The following is a 16,902-nucleotide window of genomic DNA, read 5'->3' on the forward strand; positions in this document are numbered from 1 at the left end:
CAGCGGCCGCAGCGGTCCCAGCGGGCGCACTGGCCGGCACGCCCACGGAGGCCGGCGCGGCGAGCGCGCCGGCGGCGGCGATGGCGCGCAGCGTATCTTCTACGCGGCTGCGCTGCACAGGGTCGTCGAGAACCTGCAGGGCCGCTTGCGCCTGGCTGGGCGTCAGCGCCACGGGCGCGGCGGCGTTGTCCGGGTGCGCGGCGGGCTGAGCGGGGTGTGCCGCACTCGCGGCGGGCTTGAGCGCTTCGGCGATGGTGGCCGGCGTCGCCGCCGTGACGCTCGACGCGCCGAACGCGAGCGTCGCGCAAGCGAAGACGGTGAGCAGGGCATGTAGCCGCGGCGTTCGTCTGGCGCGCGGCAATCGAAAGGCGAAAGAAAGCAACATCCTTGTCATTGGCATACGGGCCGCGACAGCGGCGACCCATCAGTGGCGTCGGGAGAGAAGACAGCGGGACGAGACGCGCGGCTGGGGAAGCACGCTGGACGCGGCAGTGTCGCCGCCCGATTCGTCGGAACGTTTGACGCGCTACCGCATGTTTTGTGCCCCAGGCTTTGCGGTGCCGGGCAACTGGGCGTTTGCGGTGCCGCCAACGACGCGGCGCGCGAAACGTGAGAGCTGGCTATGCCCGGCAGTATGCCGTCTTTTGACGGCAGACGCGGGCGGGGCGCGCAGGATCCCGCGCTGATAATGGGGACGCTTCACGCATCCCCGATGCCGCTTTAGCCGTTCAGCAAAGGATCAGGAACGCGCTGCGCGCGCCGCCTCGAGATTGGCATTGAGCTGGCGCGCGAGGCCATAGAGCATGCCGAGCGACGGCGCCGCGACGCCCACACGCCGCGCCAGTTCATGCGGCGCACCGAGCAGCGCTTCGACCTCGAGCGAGCGGCCGGCTTCCACGTCTTGCAGCATGGAAGTCTTGAAGGCGCCGAGCTTGCGCGTGATCGCGTTGCGCGCCTCGATCGTCATTTCGATGCGAATGCCGAGCGCTTCGCCTATCTCGCGCGCCTCGGCCATGATCGTGCTCACGAGCCCTGCCGTGAGCGGATCGTCGAGAATCACGTCGGCGGTCGAGCGCGTGAGCGCGCTGATGGGGTTCATCGTCATGTTGCCCCAGAGCTTCGCCCAGATGTCGGCCTGTATGGGCGCGGCTTTGGTGACTTCGAAGCCGGCCCTGGCGAGCAGGTCGCGCGCCTCTTGCGCCCGCGCGGCCATTTGCGGCGCGCCCTCGCCGACGATCAGATGATTGCCGTTGCCCTTGCGGATCACGCCGGGCCCAGCGATCGACGACGACAGATGCACGACGCAGCCCGAGGCCTGCGCGGGCGGCAACGCAGCCGATACGGCGCCGCCGGGATCGACCGCTTCGAGGCGGCCGTCCGCATGGGCGCCGCCGAACGCGTGGAGAAACCACCAGGGCACGCCGTTCATCGCCGAGACGATATGCGTGTGCGGACCGACGAGCGGGGCGAGCGAAGGCGCCGCCTGCACGAGTGCCTGGCCTTTCAGGCAGACGAAGACGAGGTCTTGCGCGCCGAGCGCGGCGGCGTTGTCGGTCGCGTTGATGGCTTGCGTGTAGCGGGTGTCGCTTTCGATGACCGTGAGACCGTCGCGACGGATGGCCTTCAGATGCGCGCCGCGCGCGAGCAGGCTCACCGCGATGCCCGAGCGCGCAAGACGCGCCGCGATCAGGCCGCCGATCGCACCGCCGCCCACGACGGTGATCTTTGGATGCGGGGTACTCAAGCTGGTACTCCTGTTTGATCGTGGTTGGTCAAGGCTAATCCTGGTAAGAAGGATCGATGCGTGCCACGCGCCGGATCAGCGCATCGAGCACGTTCTGTCCCGCGCCGTGCGCGGGCGAGAACTGCAGCGAGTCGCGCGTGGCGCGCTCGGTAATGGCCGGCGCGATGGGCAGCGTCTGGCCGCGCATGGAGTCGGTCACGACCTGCACTTCGCACGCGCGATTGAGCGTCCAGAGCAGCGCAAAAGCATGCGCGAGGCTCACGCCATGCGAGAGCAGCCCGTGATTGCGCAGGATGAGCAGCCGCTTGTCACCCATCGACTGCAGAATGCGCGATTTTTCGTCCGCGTGCACCGTGATGCCCTCGAAATCGTGATAGGCGACCATGTCGTGCAGCTGTGCCGAATAGAAGTTCGTGTACGCGAGGCCGCCCTCCATGCACGCCACCGCGAGCCCCGCCGTGGTGTGCGTGTGCATCACGCAATGGGCGTCTTCCACGTTTGCGTGGATCGCGCTATGAATCACGAAGCCCGCCGGGTTGATCGGATAATCGCTCGGGCTGAGGATGTTGCCGTCGACGTCGACCTTGACGAGATTCGAGGCCTTGACCTCGTCATACGTGAGCCCGAACGGGTTGATGAGGAAGTGCTTGTGCGGCCCTGGCACGCGTAGCGTAATGTGATTGAAGATGAGCTCGGTCCAACCCATGAGATGAAACACGCGATACACGGCAGCAAGCTGCACGCGAGTTTCCCACTCCACGGGATCGCACCATTCGGGGCGCGAGCGCCCGATGTTTTCATTCATGAAAGTCTCCTCGTTTTCAGGCTCTGATTACGCCGATCCTACGCCCAAATAAATGCGTGCGCAAGCATCAAATTGTTCGTAAAAGGCCTGCAAAAAAAGGTCTTCTGACGATGCTATGCTGGCGGCGTTGCCGCACTGCCGCGGCTGGTGAAAAAAGGCGGGAAGACAAATGACGGGGAAGTACGACATCGAAGCGCTGTTCACGTACCGGCTTCATGTGCTCAAGAAGCAAACCGACCGCACGATGAGCGACGCGTTCGAGTCGGCGCTCTCGCTCTCGCTCACGGAGGCGAGGCTGCTGCTCAGCGTGGGTGCGTTCGGACCGTTGTCGGTGTCGGACCTCGGGCGTGTGTCGAATCTCGACCGCAGCCAGGCGAGCCGCGCCACCGACGTGCTCGAACGAAAGGGCCTGCTCGCCAAGACGTCGAACGAGGCGGATGCGCGCGGCGTGCTCGTCGCGCTCACGGCGCAGGGCCGCGGCACCTACCGGCGCGCGGCGACCCTTTCGAAGGCGACGAATGAAGCGATCCTCGCCACGTTGAGCGAACACGAGCGCGAGGTGTTGGCGGCCGTGCTCGCGAAGCTGGTGGCGAGCCGGCAAGATGACGAATAAGAAGCGCGCCGAGTTGAATAGAAGGGGTTCAGCCGCGAGGCGCAGGCTGGCGGAATTTCGCGGCGAGTTCGCTGGCGCTGCGCGCCAGAAGCGAAACATCGCTGCCCACGGCGACGAAAGTCGCGCCCGCTGCGAGATATTCGTTCGCGATTGCGGGGTCCGCCGCGAGTACGCCCGCGCCTTTGCCTTGCGCGCGCACGGTGCGGATGCCTTCGCAGATCGCCTCGCGCACCTGCGGCGCGCCCGGTTGGCCGAGGAGGCCCATCGAAGCGCTCAGGTCCGCGGGGCCGAAGAACACGCCGTCCACGCCTTCCACGTTCGCGATCTCGTCGAGTTGCGCGAGCGCGCCCGTCGTCTCCACCTGCACGAGCACGCATAGTTCGTCGGCGGCGTGGTGCAGATAATCGGGCGAGCCGTTCCAGCGCGAGGCGCGCGCGAGCGCACTGCCCACGCCACGCACGCCGTGCGGCGGATAACGCGTCGCAGCCACGGCGGCGCGCGCCTCGATGCCGTTCTCGATCATCGGTACGAGCAGCGTTTGCGCGCCGATGTCGAGCAGTTGCTTGATGATCGCGGTGTCGTTGCGCACCGGCCGGACGATCGGGTGCGCAGGGTAGGGCGCGACGGCTTGCAACTGCGCGAGCGTGCTGCGCAGATCGTTGGGCGCGTGTTCGCCGTCGATGAGCAGCCAGTCGAAGCCCGTGTTCGCGAGCAGTTCGGTCACGTACGAGTCGGCCAGCGCGGCCCACAGGCCGATCTGCGGGCGGCCTTGCGCGAGCGCGCGCTTGAACGGGTTGGCGGGTGCGGACATGCCTTCCGGACTCCTGATCAGATGAAATTGAAGCCGATGCCGCCAAGCGGGCCGTAGTCGGCATGGAACGTATCGCCGGCGCGCGCCGGAATCGGAGCCGTGAACGAGCCGCTCAGAATGACGTCGCCGGCTTCGAGGCGCTCGTCGTGGCGCGCGATCTTGTTCGCGAGCCACGCCACGCCCGTGGCCGGATGATTCAGCACGGCAGCGGCGAGCCCGCTTTCCTCAACGGCGCCGTTCTTGTAGAGCAGGGCGCCGACCCAGCGCAGGTCCACGTCGAGCGGCTTCACCGGGCGGCCGCCCAGCACCACCCCCGCGTTGGCCGCGAAATCGGAGATCGTATCGAACACCTTGCGCGGCGCCTTGGTCTCGCGGTCGAATTGCTCGATGCGCGCGTCGATGATCTCGATGGCCGGCGTCACGTACGCGGTGGCGTCGAGCACGTCGAAGAGCGTGACATCCGGTCCTTGCAGCGGCCGGTTGAGCACGAACGCCAGTTCCACTTCCACGCGCGGCGCGATGAAACGATCGGCGCGAATATCGCTGCCGGAGGGAATGAACATGCTGTCGAGCAGCGGCGCGTAGTCGGGTTCGTCGATCTGCGAGCTGCGCTGCATGGCGCGCGACGTGAGGCCGATCTTGCGTCCCTTGATCGTGTGCCCGGCGGCGAGCTTGAGCTTGACCCACTCTCGCTGGATCGCGTAGCCGTCGTCGATCGTCATGCCGGGATGCGCGCGCGAAAAGTGGCGCAGCTGCGTGCGCGTGCGTTCCGCTTCGTCGAGCTGCGCAGCCAGTTCGCGGATGGTTTGCTGATCTAGCATCATGAACTCACGTTTTTGATCCGGGCATGCAGGTTGTTATGCTTCCACGTGCCTTCCTCGCTGAACTCGACGATTTCGAGCGAGAGCGCGAGGCCGCGCGTGGCGAAGGCCTGCTCGAAGTGCTGTTTCATCGCTTCGAAGAGCGCGTCGCCGGTCGCCTTGCGCACGGCCTGGGAGCGGCCCGCACCGATCTTCAGGCAACCGTGCACGAAGGCGTTCCCGGGATCGCCATCGGCAACGAAGAACTGGTCGCAGCGCAACGCACGCGTGCGAATGCCGCCACGGGGGTAAACGCGTGCGCCGGCTTCGTCGCGCTGCGCGTCGAGCACGTGGGCAAGCGTTTCGCACAGCTGACCGATGCTCGTGGCATCGGCGAGATTCGCGCTGTATTCGAGGGTGAGATGGGGCATGGCGTTCTCCCGTCCTTCAAGCCGGTAGCGGCGTGACTGGCAGGATCGCATTGATCTGCCCGGTGCCCGAACTGCCGAAATAAGGCGTGACGATTTCCGCGCGGCCTTCATAGCGGTCCCAGCCGAGCGCGCCGAGCAGCATGGCCGTGTCGTGCATGCCGCCTTCGCCCCAGCACTTCTCGCTGTACATCGGCAGCATGGCGCAAAAGGTCTTCCAGTCGCCGCGCTCCCACATCGCCACGACAGTGCGATCGGTGGCTTCGAGAAAAGGATCCCAGACCTTGTGCATGTATTCGTCGGCCGTGCCGTTGTTGGCGAAGTGGTGGCTTAGCGACCCGCTCGCGAGTATCGCGACCGTGCCGTCGTAGCGCTCCTCGATCGCGCGGCGCACGGCAAGACCGAAGCGCGCGCTCGTGGCGAGGTCGTGCCACACGCACCAGCCCGCCACCGATACGGCACGGAAATGCTGGTCTGAATTCATGTAGCGCATCGGCACGAGCGTGCCGTATTCGAGGTCGAGCGTCGTCTCGCTGTGCGCGCGGCTCTTCACGCCCATCTCGTTCGCGACCTCGGCAATCAGATGGCCGAGCTGCGGATTGCCGGGATAGGCGTAAGGCATGTTCTTGATGAAATGCGGCAGTTCGTTGCTCGTGTAGACGCCTTCGAAGCGCGGGGCGCAATTGACGTGATACTCGCTGTTGACGAGCCAGTGCACATCGAAGACGACGATCGTATCGACGCCCAGCTCGCGACAGCGCCGGCCAATCTCAAGATGGCCGTCAATGGCGGATTGACGGCAGCCCTTATGAGGCCCATCGAGTTCGGAAAGGTAGAGGGAAGGCACGTGCGTGACCTTCGCTGCCAGCGCGAGTTTGCCCATTAGACGCCCCAGTGCGGAATGTGATGCGAACCGAGCGAAACACACACGTTCTTCGGTTCGAGAAAAACTTCATAGCTCCACGTGCCGCCCTCGCGGCCCACGCCCGAAGCCTTCGTGCCGCCGAACGGCTGCCGCAGGTCGCGCACGTTCTGGCTGTTCACGAAGCACATGCCCGCTTCGATGGCGGCCGCCACGCGCAACGCCCGGCCCGCGTTCTCCGTCCACACGTAGCTGGACAGACCATAGGCGATGTCGTTGGACAGGCGGATCGCGTCGGCCTCGTCCTCGAAGGGGATGAGGCACGCGACCGGCCCAAAGATCTCTTCCTGCGCAATGCGCATGCGGTTGTCGACATCGACGAACACGGTCGGCTGAACGAAGTTGCCCTTCCTCAGTGCGTCGGGCAGCGCCGGAGCGTCGAGGCCGCCGCACGCGAGCGTCGCGCCCTCGTTGCCTCCAAGCTCGATATAGCTGCGCACCTTCGCGAGATGACCCTGGCTGATCATCGGGCCGACGATGGTCTTCTCGTCGAGCGGATCACCCACGCTGATGCGCTTTGCGCGCTCGACGAAGCGCTCGGCGAACTTCGCATAGATCGAGCGCTGCACCAATATGCGCGAGCCGGCCGTGCAGCGCTCGCCGTTGTTCGAGAAGATCATGAACACGGCGGCGTCGAGCGCGCGCTCGAAATCGGCGTCGTCGAAAATGACGAACGGCGACTTGCCGCCAAGCTCCATCGAGAACTTCTTGAGGCCCGCCGCCTGCACGATGCGATTGCCCGTGGCGGTCGACCCCGTGAACGAGACCGCGCGCACATCGGGATGAGCGACGAGCGGCTCGCCCGCTTCCTTGCCGTAGCCGTGCACGACATTGAGCACGCCGGCCGGAATGCCCGCATCGAGCGCGAGCTGGCCGAGCATCGAGGCCGTGAGCGGCGAAAGCTCGCTCATCTTCAACACGGCGGTGTTGCCGAACGCGAGACAGGGCGCGACCTTCCATGTGGCGGTCATGAACGGCACGTTCCACGGCGAGATGAGCGCGCACACGCCCACCGGATGAAACAGCGTGTAGTTCAGGTGCGTCGGCGTGGGGTAGGTATGGCCGTCCACGGCCGTGCAGACTTCGGCGAAGTAGCTGAAGTTGTCGGCGGCGCGCGGCACGAGCTGCTTGCCCGTTTGCGAAATCGTCTGCCCTGTGTCTTTCGTTTCCGTCTGCGCGATTTCGGGCACGCTCTTCGCAATCAGTTCGCCGAGCTTGCGGATGACCTTCGCACGTTCGGTGGCAGGCTTCGCGGCCCAGGCGGGAAAGGCCTCTTTTGCGGCTCGCACAGCGAGATCGACTTCCCCGGCGCCACCGCGCGCCACTTCCGCGAGCACGTCCTGGTTGGCCGGGTTCACGGTTTCGAAGTAGTCACGCCCGGCATGCGTGCGGCCGTTGATGAGATGTTCAATTCGCATAGCTAACTTACCCTTGATTCGATCCGATCCAGTTCGATGCGTTGGCGCCTCAGCGTCCGTAGTCGGTGTCGCTCGCAATCGTGTTGACGAGGCGGCCCAGGCCGTCGATCTCGCACACCACTTCGTCGCCCGCGTTCACGTTGACGACGCCTTCCGGTGTGCCGGTCAGGATGACGTCGCCGGGGGCGAGCGTCATGAAGCCGCTCAAATATTCGATGAGTTCGGCGATGCCGGTGACGAAATCGCGCGTGTTGCCGTTCTGCCTGAGTTCGCCGTTCACGTACGTGCGCAGGCCGAGCGCGTTGACGTCCGCAATGTCGGCGGCTTCGACGAACCAGGGGCCAAGCACGGTACCGCCGTCGCGGTTCTTCACGCGCAGGTTCGGGCGGTAGTAATTCTCGAGATAGTCGCGGATGGCGTAGTCGTTAGCGATCGTGTACCCCGCCACGTACTGCATGGCGTGCTCGCGCTGCACGTTCTGCGCGGTGCGGCCGATCACGACGGCAAGCTCGCACTCGTAATGCATGAACGTGACGCCGTCCGGGCGGCGCGTGGTGCCGCGATGGCCGATCACGCTGCCCGGCCCCTTGAGGAACACGAGCGGCTCTTCCTGCTTCGAGAACTGCAGTTCCTTTGCGTGCTCGGCGTAATTGAGGCCGAGCGCGAAGATCGTGCCGGGCTCGAACGGCGCGAGCCACACGACCTCGTGCTCTTCGCGCACGCGGCCGTCGGCGAGCCGCACGCGGCTTCCTTCGGGCGTCGCATCGTGTATCGCGCCCGCATAGGCAACGCGTCCGCGCATCATGCTCGTGCTCCCGGCGCCGCGCATGGCGCAACGAATTCGATCTCGAGTGACGCCCAGTCGCCGATCGCAAGCCTTGCGCGTTCGCCGGCCTGCACGACGGGCGCACCGTGCGGCACGCCGAGCGTGATGACGTCGCCGGGGGCGAGCGTCATGAAGTCCGTAACGTCGGCAAGCAGCTGGGCGACGCCGCGCACGCAGCTTGCCGTCGTGGCGCCGAACCCGGCCCGGCCTTCCACGTTGACGGCGATGGCGAGCCGATCGGGATCGGCCACATGACGGCGCGCGACCACGGCCGGACCGATCACGCAGAAATTGTCGCGGGCGCGAAAGCGCACCGAAGGACGATAGACGCTGGCGTGCGGCACGCTGATATCGGCGACGAGCGTATAGCCCGCGATGTAAGCGAACGCATCGTGCGCCGCTACGCGCGCGGCCGTGCGGCCGATCACGATGCCGAGCGACGCACCTACCTCCACGCCCTCGCTGCCCGGCACGGTGACGCGAGCGCGATGGCCCGCGAGCGTATTGCGCGGCTTGAGGTAGAGGATCGGCGCACGCGGCGGCGCCTTGTAAGGGGGCGCGTTCACGGCGTCGCCCAGCGCTTCGAGCGCATTGCGGTCGTTGAGCAGCGTGCCGTAGACGGCGCCGCTCACCGGCGCACGGCATGCCGCGCCCGTGGCGAGCACGGATCGTACCGCGTCGGCGCTCACGTCGCGCGGCAAGGCCTCGCCTTCGACGTGCAGCAGATGATCGGCAACGGAAAACATGGCTTGGACCCACCTACCGGAAACACTAATATGTTAGCGATAGTGCGCTTGCTATCATCGGTCGTCAATCATCGATGAGAATTTCGCGGGTTTCCCCTGGGGCACGGCTTTGTCAGATCTTTTCCCAAAGTTGATGGCCGAACCAGGGGCGACCGGATCCTCGCCTAGCCGAAACCGCCATGTCCGATACTTCGCGTCCGACCACTCGCGTTGCCCACCGCAACCTGCCCATGTTGCTGCTGCGCGCGCGCGAAAAGATGATGGAACGCTTTCGCCCGCTCATCACGTCGCACGGCCTGACCGAACAGCAGTGGCGCGTGATCCGCGCGCTCAACGAAAGCGGCCCGCTCGAGCCAAGGCATATTTCGGATCTGTGCACGATTTCCAGCCCGAGCATGGCGGGCGTGCTCGCGCGCATGGAGGCGCTCGGCCTCGTCACGAAGGAGCGTTTCGCCGACGACCAGCGGCGCGTACTCGTCTCGCTCACGAAGAAGAGCCATCGGCTCGTGACGGCGATTTCGAAGGATCTCGAGGCGCGCTATGAGGCGCTCGAAGCGCAGGTCGGGCCGGAGGTGGTCGAGCGTGTGTACCGCGCGATCGACGATCTGCTTGCCGGGCTGGAGGAGTGAGGGCGGCGCGGCGCATCGGCGCGTAACAACGAGACGCGCCAGCGCTCAAAGGTGAGAGTTTTCGGGAGCGGTCCGCGCAGAGGGTTCGAACCGCATACGAGCCATCAACCGAGCGAAGCAAACGCCTCGTCGAGTTCCGCGGCGTGCTGCGGACGCACCACGCGCGCCACCTCGGCCCCGTCGCGCAGGAAGATGAGCGTGGGCCAGAGCTTCACGCGAAACGAGCGGCCCAGCGCGCGGCCCGGCCCGTCTTCCACCTTGAGGCGGCGCACCTGGGGGTTGCGCTCGAAAGCCGCGCCGATCAGCGGCTGCGCGCCCTGGCAATAGCCGCACCAGTCGGTGCCGAATTCGAGGACGGCGGGCCCGCTGAGCGAGTCGATTTCCTTGCGCGCGGGCGCGTTCGTTGCGTAGCTCATCGTGCTTCCCTGATCGCTGATCACATGGCATCTACGATACCGCATCGCGCGGCATCGTTCAGGCAAGGACTCACGCGAAGACTCACGCTTGGATTCAGGCACATGCGCGCATGGCGATCGTCGCCGTCGATTCGATACGCTCCACGAGGCTGTCGTCGGAGCCGGCATGCGCGGCCACGAGGGCGTCGATGTCGGCGAGCAGCGCGTCGAGCCGTTCGCCGAGGCGCTCGCGCGAGAGGCTCGACATCGAAAGGGGTCGCGCTCGCAGCTGAGCGGCGCTCACGCGCCGGTACTCCACGACCGAGACACGTTCGACCGCCGCAAACGGGGAGCGCGCGAGCACGTCGAGATCGCTTTCCCAGTCCGGCGATTTGCGGTGTGCGCGAGCGGGGTCCGTATTGGCGTAACGGTCGAGCAGGTCGCGATATTCGCGCGCCCAGGGGCGCAGCGGATCGTCGAGGTGCGCGGTATTGAAAAGCGCGAGTGCGCCACGCGGTGCGAGCATCGTGTCGAGGCGCGCGAGCGTGTCGCCGCGGTCCATCCAGTGAAACGCACGGCCGATCACGGCGAGATGGAATGCGCCCATTTCGGGGCCGAGATCGTACGAACTGCCCCGGCGATATTCGATGTTCGGCGCAATGCCCGCGCCGAGTTGCGCGGCGATTTCGAGCATGGCCGGTTCGGGATCGACGGCGACGGCCTGCCCCACCCAACTGGCGAACGCGAGCGAAAGCTGGCCGGGGCCGCAGCCGAGATCGAGCAGACGTTGTGAACCATCGAGACCCGCGTGCTGCGCGACGCGACGAATCAAGGCGGGCGAATACGCGGGGCGCCCGATCAGATAGTGCTGGGCGGCGTGATGAAAACGATCGGCGATGAACGGCGTGACGTGGCTCATGGCACTCGGGACGGTGGACGTGAGGAGACCCCAGTCTGGAGAGGCGCGGCAATGGCGTCAAGGCGGGCGTCAAGGCGCGTTCGAGCCAAAGGTGAGGCTTTTCGGGAGTGATCGTGCTTGCGGGCGGCGACGCACCGTCGATCGACGCGTGCATGCGCGCGGGCCACGCCGCTGCGCGAGAAAATGCCTTGAAAACAAGGGGTAAACACACAAATCGACGATCCGTCCGGTGAGCAGAAATCAATCGGTAAGCGCACTCGAAGTGGCTCGAGCCGACCCCTCGGCGCGCAAAGGTGAGTGTTTTCGGGAGCGGCCGAAGCGTACCCCCGGTGCTCTCGTTCAGCGGCACGCTGCGGCAGCAGATCCAAAGTCCAAAACACCTTCAGCCCTGATTTCAAGGCATTTTTCGTTGTGGTCGGATCAGGGGGCGGCAAGCCGCCGCGCCTGCGGCATCGGCGAGCCGTCGGCAAAGGTGAGAAGATTCGGGAGCGCACTCCGCGATCCCGGCTCGCCACCCGCAGCGCCGTCGGCGTCGAATGGACGACCGTGCGGGATCGGTATATAAATAAAAAGTGCGGGATTCATTGAAAGACAGCTCACCAAGGGAGATCGAGTTCATCATGACGAGCGAAGACACGCAAAAGCAGGACGCTCAAAACCCGGGCGGCGCTACGCCGCGACCGGATCTGGACAATCTGAACGCGGCCCTTACTCACGTCGACGAAGGCGTGAAGTCCGGCAACATCGCGGCGGGCGCGGCCAAGGGCCTCGTCTTCAGCCTCGTTGAAACGCTGGGCGCGCTCGTGGGCGATCCCGATCTGCCGCAGCACGCGCGTTCGGGCTATGAAGGGTTGCTGGAAGCGGCGCGCGAGTTGCGCGCGAAACTGGAGCACTAGCCTCCGTCAATGCGTGCGGATGCGCCTTTCCCTTCAGCGCAGCAGCACGCATCACGATGCCAGCAGGGCGGCCGCGAGGCCGTCCGGCGCCGCGCCGATGCGCAGCTCCGGCGTGCCGTGCCAGTCCGCACAACGCTGCAGCGCGCGGCGCACGTCGGCTACCAGGCGTCCGCTTGTACGCACGCCGGGCTCCAGATACAGCGACTTCACCTCGAACACCGCTTGCGCGCGATGCGCCTTCGCATCGACGCGCCCGATCAGCCGCCCGCGATGCAAAATCGGGAGTACGAAATAACCGTACTTGCGTTTGGCAGCGGGAAGGTAGCATTCGATCGCATAGTCGAAGTCGAATAGCGCGAGTGCCCGCTTGCGGTCCCATACCACCGGATCGAACGGCGAGAGGAGGGTCGTGACGGTGGAGGCGAGCGTACCGCTCGCCGCATCGTCGATGAGCGCGGCGTAGTCGCGGTGCACGAACGCGTCGTGTTTCCAGCCTTCCACGCGCACGGGCAGCAGCTCGCCCGCGTCGGCGAGCGCGTGCAGTGCATCGGCATACGGGCGGCGCGGCAAGCGGAAATAATCGGCGGCCCAGTCCGCGCGGATCACGCCGAGCGCGCGGCAGGAGCGCAAGAGGAGCTCGCGCTCCGCCACGGCGCGCGGCGGCAGATCGCGTGCGTCGTTCCAGTGCGGCAGCACGCGCTCGGTCACGTCGTAGACGCGCTGGAAATTGCGCCGCTCCGCCACCATGAGCGCGCCGGTCGCGAACAGCACTTCCAGATGCCGTTTCTCCGGCTTCCAGTCCCACCAGCCGCTGCCCTTTTTTCCCTCGGCGCGCGCGAAATCGGCCGAGCGCACGGCGCCCTCGGAGCGGATGCGCGCAAGCAGCGCGTCGATCTCGTCGCGGTGTTGGGCGTGCCACCCGGCTGCGTATTTCCAGCCCATGCCGGAGGGGTCGAGCATGCGGTGGCGCAGCAGCCCATAGTCTTCGATCGGCAGAAAGCACGCCTCATGCGACCAGTATTCGAAGAGCCGCCCTTCGGCGAGGTGTGCGTCGAGCCACGCGGGCTCGAAGGCGCCGACGCGGCTGAACAGCACGAAGTAGGGACTGCGCGCGACCACGTGGATGGTGTCGATCTGCAATTGCGCCATGCGCCGGATCGCGTCGAGCAAGTCGTCTTTCGTGGCCTTTTGGCGCGGCGGCGCAAGCAGCCCCTGCGCCGCGAGATGCAGCGTGCGCGCCGCCGCTAGAGGCAGCGTCGGCGTGTGGCCGGAAGTGGCGGCACTGCCTGCGGTGGGCGTGGCGGCAATGTCCGCCGCGCGCTCACGCATGAACGCCCGCGACCACCGTCACCGGCCTTAGCGCGGCGAGCCGCTGATGGATTTGCGCGACCACGGCCGCGCCTTCGCCGACCGCCGCGGCCACGCGCTTGGTCGAGCCCGCGCGCGCGTCGCCGATGGCGTAGACGCCTTCCACCGAAGTCGCCAGGCTGCACGATTCGTTATCGCCGGTCAGCACGAACCCGTGCGGGTCGAGGGCGACGCCGCATGCGCGCAGCCATCCCGTGTTCGGGTCCGCGCCCGTGAACAGGAACAGATGGCGCGCATCGAAATGGTCGATGCCTTCGGGGCAAGGCATCTTGAGGCGCACGCCAGCGAGTCCGCTTGCGTCTTCGCCAAGGGCGCCAATCTCGCTATGCCCGTGCACGTGCACGTTCGGGAGCGAGGCAATGCGGTCGATCAGGTAGCGCGACATCGTCGATTCGAAGCCGGCCTTGCGGATCAGCACGTCGATCTGGCGCGCATGCGTGGAGAGATACACGATGGCCTGCCCCGCCGAGTTGCCGCCACCGACGAGCACGACGTTCTCGTGCTTGCAAAGTTTCGCCTCCACCGGCGAGGCCCAGTAATAGATACCGCGGCCCGTATAGCGGTCGATCCCCTCGATGGCGGGCTTGCGATACACCGCGCCGCTCGCGATCACCACGGTATGCGCACGGACGTCGCCGCTGCAGGTCGTTAGGCGGCGCGGGACTTCATCACAATGCAGCGCGCGCACCGTCACCGGAATCGCGACGTGCGCGCCGAACTTTTGCGCCTGGACGAACGCGCGGCCCGCGAGCGCCTGGCCCGAGATGCCGGTGGGAAACCCAAGATAGTTCTCGATGCGCGAGCTTGCACCCGCCTGGCCGCCCGGCGCGCGGGAATCGAGCACGATCACCGAGAGCCCTTCGGACGCCGCATACACCGCCGTTGCCAGGCCCGCGGGGCCCGCGCCCACCACGGCCACGTCGTAGACACGCTCGCCGTTCAGTTCGGGCAGGATGCCGAGGCACGTGGCCAGTTCGGGCGCAGTGGGATGGCGCAGCACCGAGCCGTCGGGGCAAATCACGAGCGGCAGATCCTCGCAGCGCGCGGCGAAACGCTCGATCAAGCCCAGCATGCTTTCGTCGCGCTCGTCGAGCACGGAATACGGATGGCCGTTGCGCGTGAGGAAACCCTGCAGCGAAACGAGCGCGGGATCGTCGTGCTTGCCCACGAGAATCGGCCCGCCCGCGCCTTTTTCGATGAGCGAGACGCGGCGCAGGATCAGCGCGCGCACGATGCGCTCGCCGAGTTCGGCTTCGGCGACGATGGCCGCGCGCAGTTGATCCGGCGGTATCAGGATCGCATCGGTGGGTTCGAGCGCCATGCCGTCCACGAGCGCCGGGCCACCCGAGAGCTGGCCCACTTCGGCAAGGAAATGCCCGCGCCCGTGCTCGACGATGAGCCGCTCGCGGCCCAGCCCATCGCGCTGGAACACCCGGGCGGAACCGGAGAGCAGCACGAACATGCCGGGGCCGGTTTCGCCCGTGCGAAAGAGCAGTTCGCCCGCCGCCCAGTGGCGCCGCTCGCCGAAGCGCGCGAGGCGCGCGATTTCGTCGTCGGTGAGCTCGGGGAACATCTGGTGGCGCCGCGACGACAGTGTCGAGAACGGCGCTTCGGCCGGTTGCGGTTGAGTGTCGGAGTGGCGGCTCGGTGAAGGAGGCACCGTGGAATCGGGTGCTTCGGCTTCGGTGATCGTGCCCATCTGGCGGTTCTCCTCGTGCGGGCGGCTCGGGAGCGGGCCGCCCGGATCAGACAGCTTTCGGGGTGATGTTGACCGGGACCTCGGCGTGCTCCGCCCTCTGCAGCGACTCGAGCGCGCGCCCTGCATCGCGCCACGCGTCGAGACCGCCGAGGAGCGGCACCACGTCGGTAAAGCCGGCCTCGAAGAGCTTCTTCGCCATCCAGGCCGCGGAAATTTCATTGGGGCACGAGCAGTAGATCACGAGCTTCTGATCGCGCGGATACTTCGAGAGAATCTCATCGAGCTTGCGCTCGTCGGCGAAGAGCGCGCCCGGAATGATGTACGGATCGAGCTTGCGCTTTTCTTCGGAGCGGATGTCGAATACCACGGGCGGCGGCGTGCAGCCCATCGCGCGGTACAGGTCGTCCACCGTGATGCGGGCGTTCGCGAGCTTCTTGATGAGCTGGCGGCGACGCTGCCAGCGGTAGGCCGCGTAAAGCAGCAGGAGCAGGACCACCACGACCGCGGCCATGCGCCCGAGGCGGCTTGCGCCGGCGAGCATCATGTCGATCTGCGGCGCGAACATCACGCCGATGAGCAGCCCGGCGCCTGACCATAGCGCAGCGCCAATGCCATCGAAGCCGACGAACTGCCGGTAGGGCACGCCCATCGCCCCCGCCAACGGCACGGAAACGAGCGATAGCCCCGGCACGAACTTCGCCACGGCAAGCACCCGCACACCCCAGCGGCCGAAAAAGCGCTCCGTCTTCTTCACGCAGGTATCGCGCGAAAGCGAGAGCTTGCAGAGCGTCTTGAGCGTGTTGCCGCCATAGAGGCGACCCGCCAGGAACCACACGCTGTCGCCGATGAGCATGGCGAACACGGAAAGTCCGAGCACCGGCACCACCTGCTGGCCGATCGATCCGGGGTGCATGGCCGCCATCGCGCCGAACAACACGAGCGCGGGCATCGCGGGCACGGGCAGCCCGAGCGATCCGGCGAGCACATTGAGGAATACCAGCGCAGGCCCGTATTGCGCGATGAGGTCATGTAGCATCGGCTTACTTCCGTTGCGCCTTGAGCGGAGAAACGGGAAAGATAGGAGGGTAACGTAAAGATTATGGACGCATTTCGCAGGCGTGCAAGCGAGGCCCCACGCGCGCATGCACGGCTCGCGAAGCGTGCGTCCGCTAAGGACCGGCGCATCACGTCCGGTCGTGCTTGTGCGTGCGCGAGCTTACCTGCCTTGCGTGGCAAGTATGCGAAAAAGCGCCGGATTGAAACCGGCCGAAAGACGGGCGGCAGAAAGCGGCGCAAACAGCGGCACGCCGTCAGGCGCGCGATCTTTCGCACCGCTTCTTTCCCTGCGGTTAGCGCGTGTGCGATTCCCCGGGTAGCTCCGCGCCTTGCGCGCGAATTGCCGCGATCAGCTCGGCCGGTGTGATCTCGTAACGCACTTCGCGATGAATGCCCGGCTTGCGCTCGTCGACTTCGATCAGCAAGAGGCTTTTGCCGTCGGCCGCCGATTCGAGGCGCAGAGAACGCAGTTCGCGTCCGGTCGCGTCGTCATGCTCGGTGAGCAGGGTCATGGTTCCGGAAGACCCGGTCGTGCGCATTGATGTTGTCCTCGTGCGTTGGGTGGTCGAGCCATTGTACGGGGTCGGCTGCGCGGCGTGCTTTGTCGAACGAGTGCTGACGCACACTGCGAGCGCGTCGAGCCGCGACCCTGGCCAGCCAGTTTAACGCGACTCGCCGCCGCCACAACCGATTTTGCGCGCCCCGCAACGGGCGATGCGAAATGCGTTGCGCGTTGCTGGGCTGTCATGGTTGCGAAGCAAAGCAATGCCAGGCGCGCGGGCGGGCGCGCCAGAAAAAACGGCTCACCCGGGCAGGCCGGGCGAGCC

General features: G+C 66.3%; 18 protein-coding genes and 1 pseudogene. 3 read left to right on the top strand and 16 right to left on the bottom strand.

What is annotated here, in order from left to right:
• From BMI01S_RS00005 to BMI01S_RS00015, 3 genes and pseudogenes are all read right to left on the bottom strand, one after another.
• Window positions 1-385 (bottom strand): annotated as a pseudogene (locus tag BMI01S_RS00005) (mechanosensitive ion channel protein); the annotation flags it as partial.
• Between the two features lie 354 nt (window positions 386-739).
• Window positions 740-1,744 carry a 2-dehydropantoate 2-reductase gene (locus BMI01S_RS00010; RefSeq protein WP_028229735.1) on the bottom strand — a complete coding sequence of 335 codons (1,005 nt, stop codon included), beginning with the start codon at window positions 1,742-1,744 and terminating at the stop codon, window positions 740-742.
• A gap of 34 nt (window positions 1,745-1,778) precedes the next feature.
• Window positions 1,779-2,549, bottom strand: coding sequence for a class II aldolase/adducin family protein (locus BMI01S_RS00015; protein ID WP_042287890.1), 771 nt, complete (start codon window positions 2,547-2,549; stop codon window positions 1,779-1,781).
• A 169-nt stretch (window positions 2,550-2,718) separates the two neighbouring features.
• Here BMI01S_RS00015 and BMI01S_RS00020 point away from each other — a divergent pair, with 169 nt between their 5' ends.
• Entirely contained in the window at window positions 2,719-3,162 is a 444-nt protein-coding gene (locus BMI01S_RS00020; protein WP_028209874.1) for a MarR family winged helix-turn-helix transcriptional regulator, read from the top strand.
• 28 nt (window positions 3,163-3,190) lie between these two features.
• Here BMI01S_RS00020 and hpaI read toward each other — a convergent pair whose 3' ends face one another.
• From hpaI to BMI01S_RS00055, 7 genes are read right to left on the bottom strand one after another with little or no spacing between them, the layout of a single operon-like run.
• A complete protein-coding gene (gene hpaI / locus BMI01S_RS00025; protein ID WP_028229737.1) occupies window positions 3,191-3,973 on the bottom strand; it encodes a 4-hydroxy-2-oxoheptanedioate aldolase in 783 nt (260 codons plus the stop codon).
• 17 nt (window positions 3,974-3,990) lie between these two features.
• Entirely contained in the window at window positions 3,991-4,794 is an 804-nt protein-coding gene (gene hpaH, locus BMI01S_RS00030) for a 2-oxo-hept-4-ene-1,7-dioate hydratase (protein ID WP_028209876.1), read from the bottom strand.
• Window positions 4,794-5,204, bottom strand: coding sequence for a 5-carboxymethyl-2-hydroxymuconate Delta-isomerase (locus BMI01S_RS00035; RefSeq protein ID WP_028229738.1), 411 nt, complete (start codon window positions 5,202-5,204; stop codon window positions 4,794-4,796). Before BMI01S_RS00035 ends, hpaH begins: the two co-directional genes overlap by 1 nt.
• A gap of 16 nt (window positions 5,205-5,220) precedes the next feature.
• The gene (hpaD, locus tag BMI01S_RS00040; protein WP_028209878.1) at window positions 5,221-6,084 is read right to left on the bottom strand and encodes a 3,4-dihydroxyphenylacetate 2,3-dioxygenase; all 864 of its coding nucleotides are present in this window, start codon (window positions 6,082-6,084) and stop codon (window positions 5,221-5,223) included.
• On the bottom strand, window positions 6,084-7,541 hold the full coding sequence (gene hpaE, locus BMI01S_RS00045; RefSeq protein ID WP_028229739.1) for a 5-carboxymethyl-2-hydroxymuconate semialdehyde dehydrogenase: 1,458 nt from the start codon (window positions 7,539-7,541) through the stop codon (window positions 6,084-6,086). Before hpaE ends, hpaD begins: the two co-directional genes overlap by 1 nt.
• A gap of 49 nt (window positions 7,542-7,590) precedes the next feature.
• On the bottom strand, window positions 7,591-8,346 hold the full coding sequence (locus tag BMI01S_RS00050; protein WP_028209880.1) for a fumarylacetoacetate hydrolase family protein: 756 nt from the start codon (window positions 8,344-8,346) through the stop codon (window positions 7,591-7,593).
• The gene (locus BMI01S_RS00055) at window positions 8,343-9,113 is read right to left on the bottom strand and encodes a fumarylacetoacetate hydrolase family protein (RefSeq protein WP_028209881.1); all 771 of its coding nucleotides are present in this window, start codon (window positions 9,111-9,113) and stop codon (window positions 8,343-8,345) included. The genes BMI01S_RS00050 and BMI01S_RS00055 overlap by 4 nt, the downstream gene beginning before the upstream one ends.
• A gap of 230 nt (window positions 9,114-9,343) precedes the next feature.
• Here BMI01S_RS00055 and hpaR point away from each other — a divergent pair, with 230 nt between their 5' ends.
• Window positions 9,344-9,742, top strand: coding sequence for a homoprotocatechuate degradation operon regulator HpaR (hpaR, locus tag BMI01S_RS00060; RefSeq protein WP_028209882.1), 399 nt, complete (start codon window positions 9,344-9,346; stop codon window positions 9,740-9,742).
• 104 nt (window positions 9,743-9,846) lie between these two features.
• Here hpaR and BMI01S_RS00065 read toward each other — a convergent pair whose 3' ends face one another.
• Together BMI01S_RS00065 and BMI01S_RS00070 are read right to left on the bottom strand one after the other, a co-directional pair.
• Window positions 9,847-10,158, bottom strand: a complete 312-nt coding sequence (locus BMI01S_RS00065; RefSeq protein WP_028209883.1) for a thioredoxin family protein — start codon at window positions 10,156-10,158, stop codon at window positions 9,847-9,849.
• Window positions 10,159-10,252: 94 nt separating this feature from the next.
• Window positions 10,253-11,056, bottom strand: a complete 804-nt coding sequence (locus tag BMI01S_RS00070; protein ID WP_042287894.1) for a class I SAM-dependent methyltransferase — start codon at window positions 11,054-11,056, stop codon at window positions 10,253-10,255.
• Between the two features lie 620 nt (window positions 11,057-11,676).
• Here BMI01S_RS00070 and BMI01S_RS00075 point away from each other — a divergent pair.
• On the top strand, window positions 11,677-11,952 hold the full coding sequence (locus BMI01S_RS00075; RefSeq protein WP_028209884.1) for a hypothetical protein: 276 nt from the start codon (window positions 11,677-11,679) through the stop codon (window positions 11,950-11,952).
• Window positions 11,953-12,003: 51 nt separating this feature from the next.
• On the opposite strand, the gene BMI01S_RS00080 is transcribed toward BMI01S_RS00075, so the two are convergent.
• From BMI01S_RS00080 to BMI01S_RS00095, 4 genes are all read right to left on the bottom strand, one after another.
• On the bottom strand, window positions 12,004-13,281 hold the full coding sequence (locus BMI01S_RS00080) for a winged helix-turn-helix domain-containing protein (RefSeq protein WP_081715811.1): 1,278 nt from the start codon (window positions 13,279-13,281) through the stop codon (window positions 12,004-12,006).
• Complete coding sequence (locus tag BMI01S_RS00085; RefSeq protein WP_081715812.1) at window positions 13,274-15,019, bottom strand: FAD-dependent oxidoreductase; 1,746 nt, start codon at window positions 15,017-15,019, stop codon at window positions 13,274-13,276. Before BMI01S_RS00085 ends, BMI01S_RS00080 begins: the two co-directional genes overlap by 8 nt.
• A gap of 46 nt (window positions 15,020-15,065) precedes the next feature.
• Window positions 15,066-16,055, bottom strand: a complete 990-nt coding sequence (locus BMI01S_RS00090; protein ID WP_028209886.1) for a DedA family protein/thiosulfate sulfurtransferase GlpE — start codon at window positions 16,053-16,055, stop codon at window positions 15,066-15,068.
• 313 nt (window positions 16,056-16,368) lie between these two features.
• Window positions 16,369-16,614, bottom strand: coding sequence for a hypothetical protein (locus BMI01S_RS00095; RefSeq protein WP_028209887.1), 246 nt, complete (start codon window positions 16,612-16,614; stop codon window positions 16,369-16,371).
• Window positions 16,615-16,902 lie beyond the last annotated feature (288 nt).

Origin of the sequence: Paraburkholderia mimosarum LMG 23256 = NBRC 106338 (assembly GCF_000739815.1) — a bacterium.
GTDB classification, from domain to species: Bacteria; Pseudomonadota; Gammaproteobacteria; order Burkholderiales; family Burkholderiaceae; genus Paraburkholderia; species Paraburkholderia mimosarum.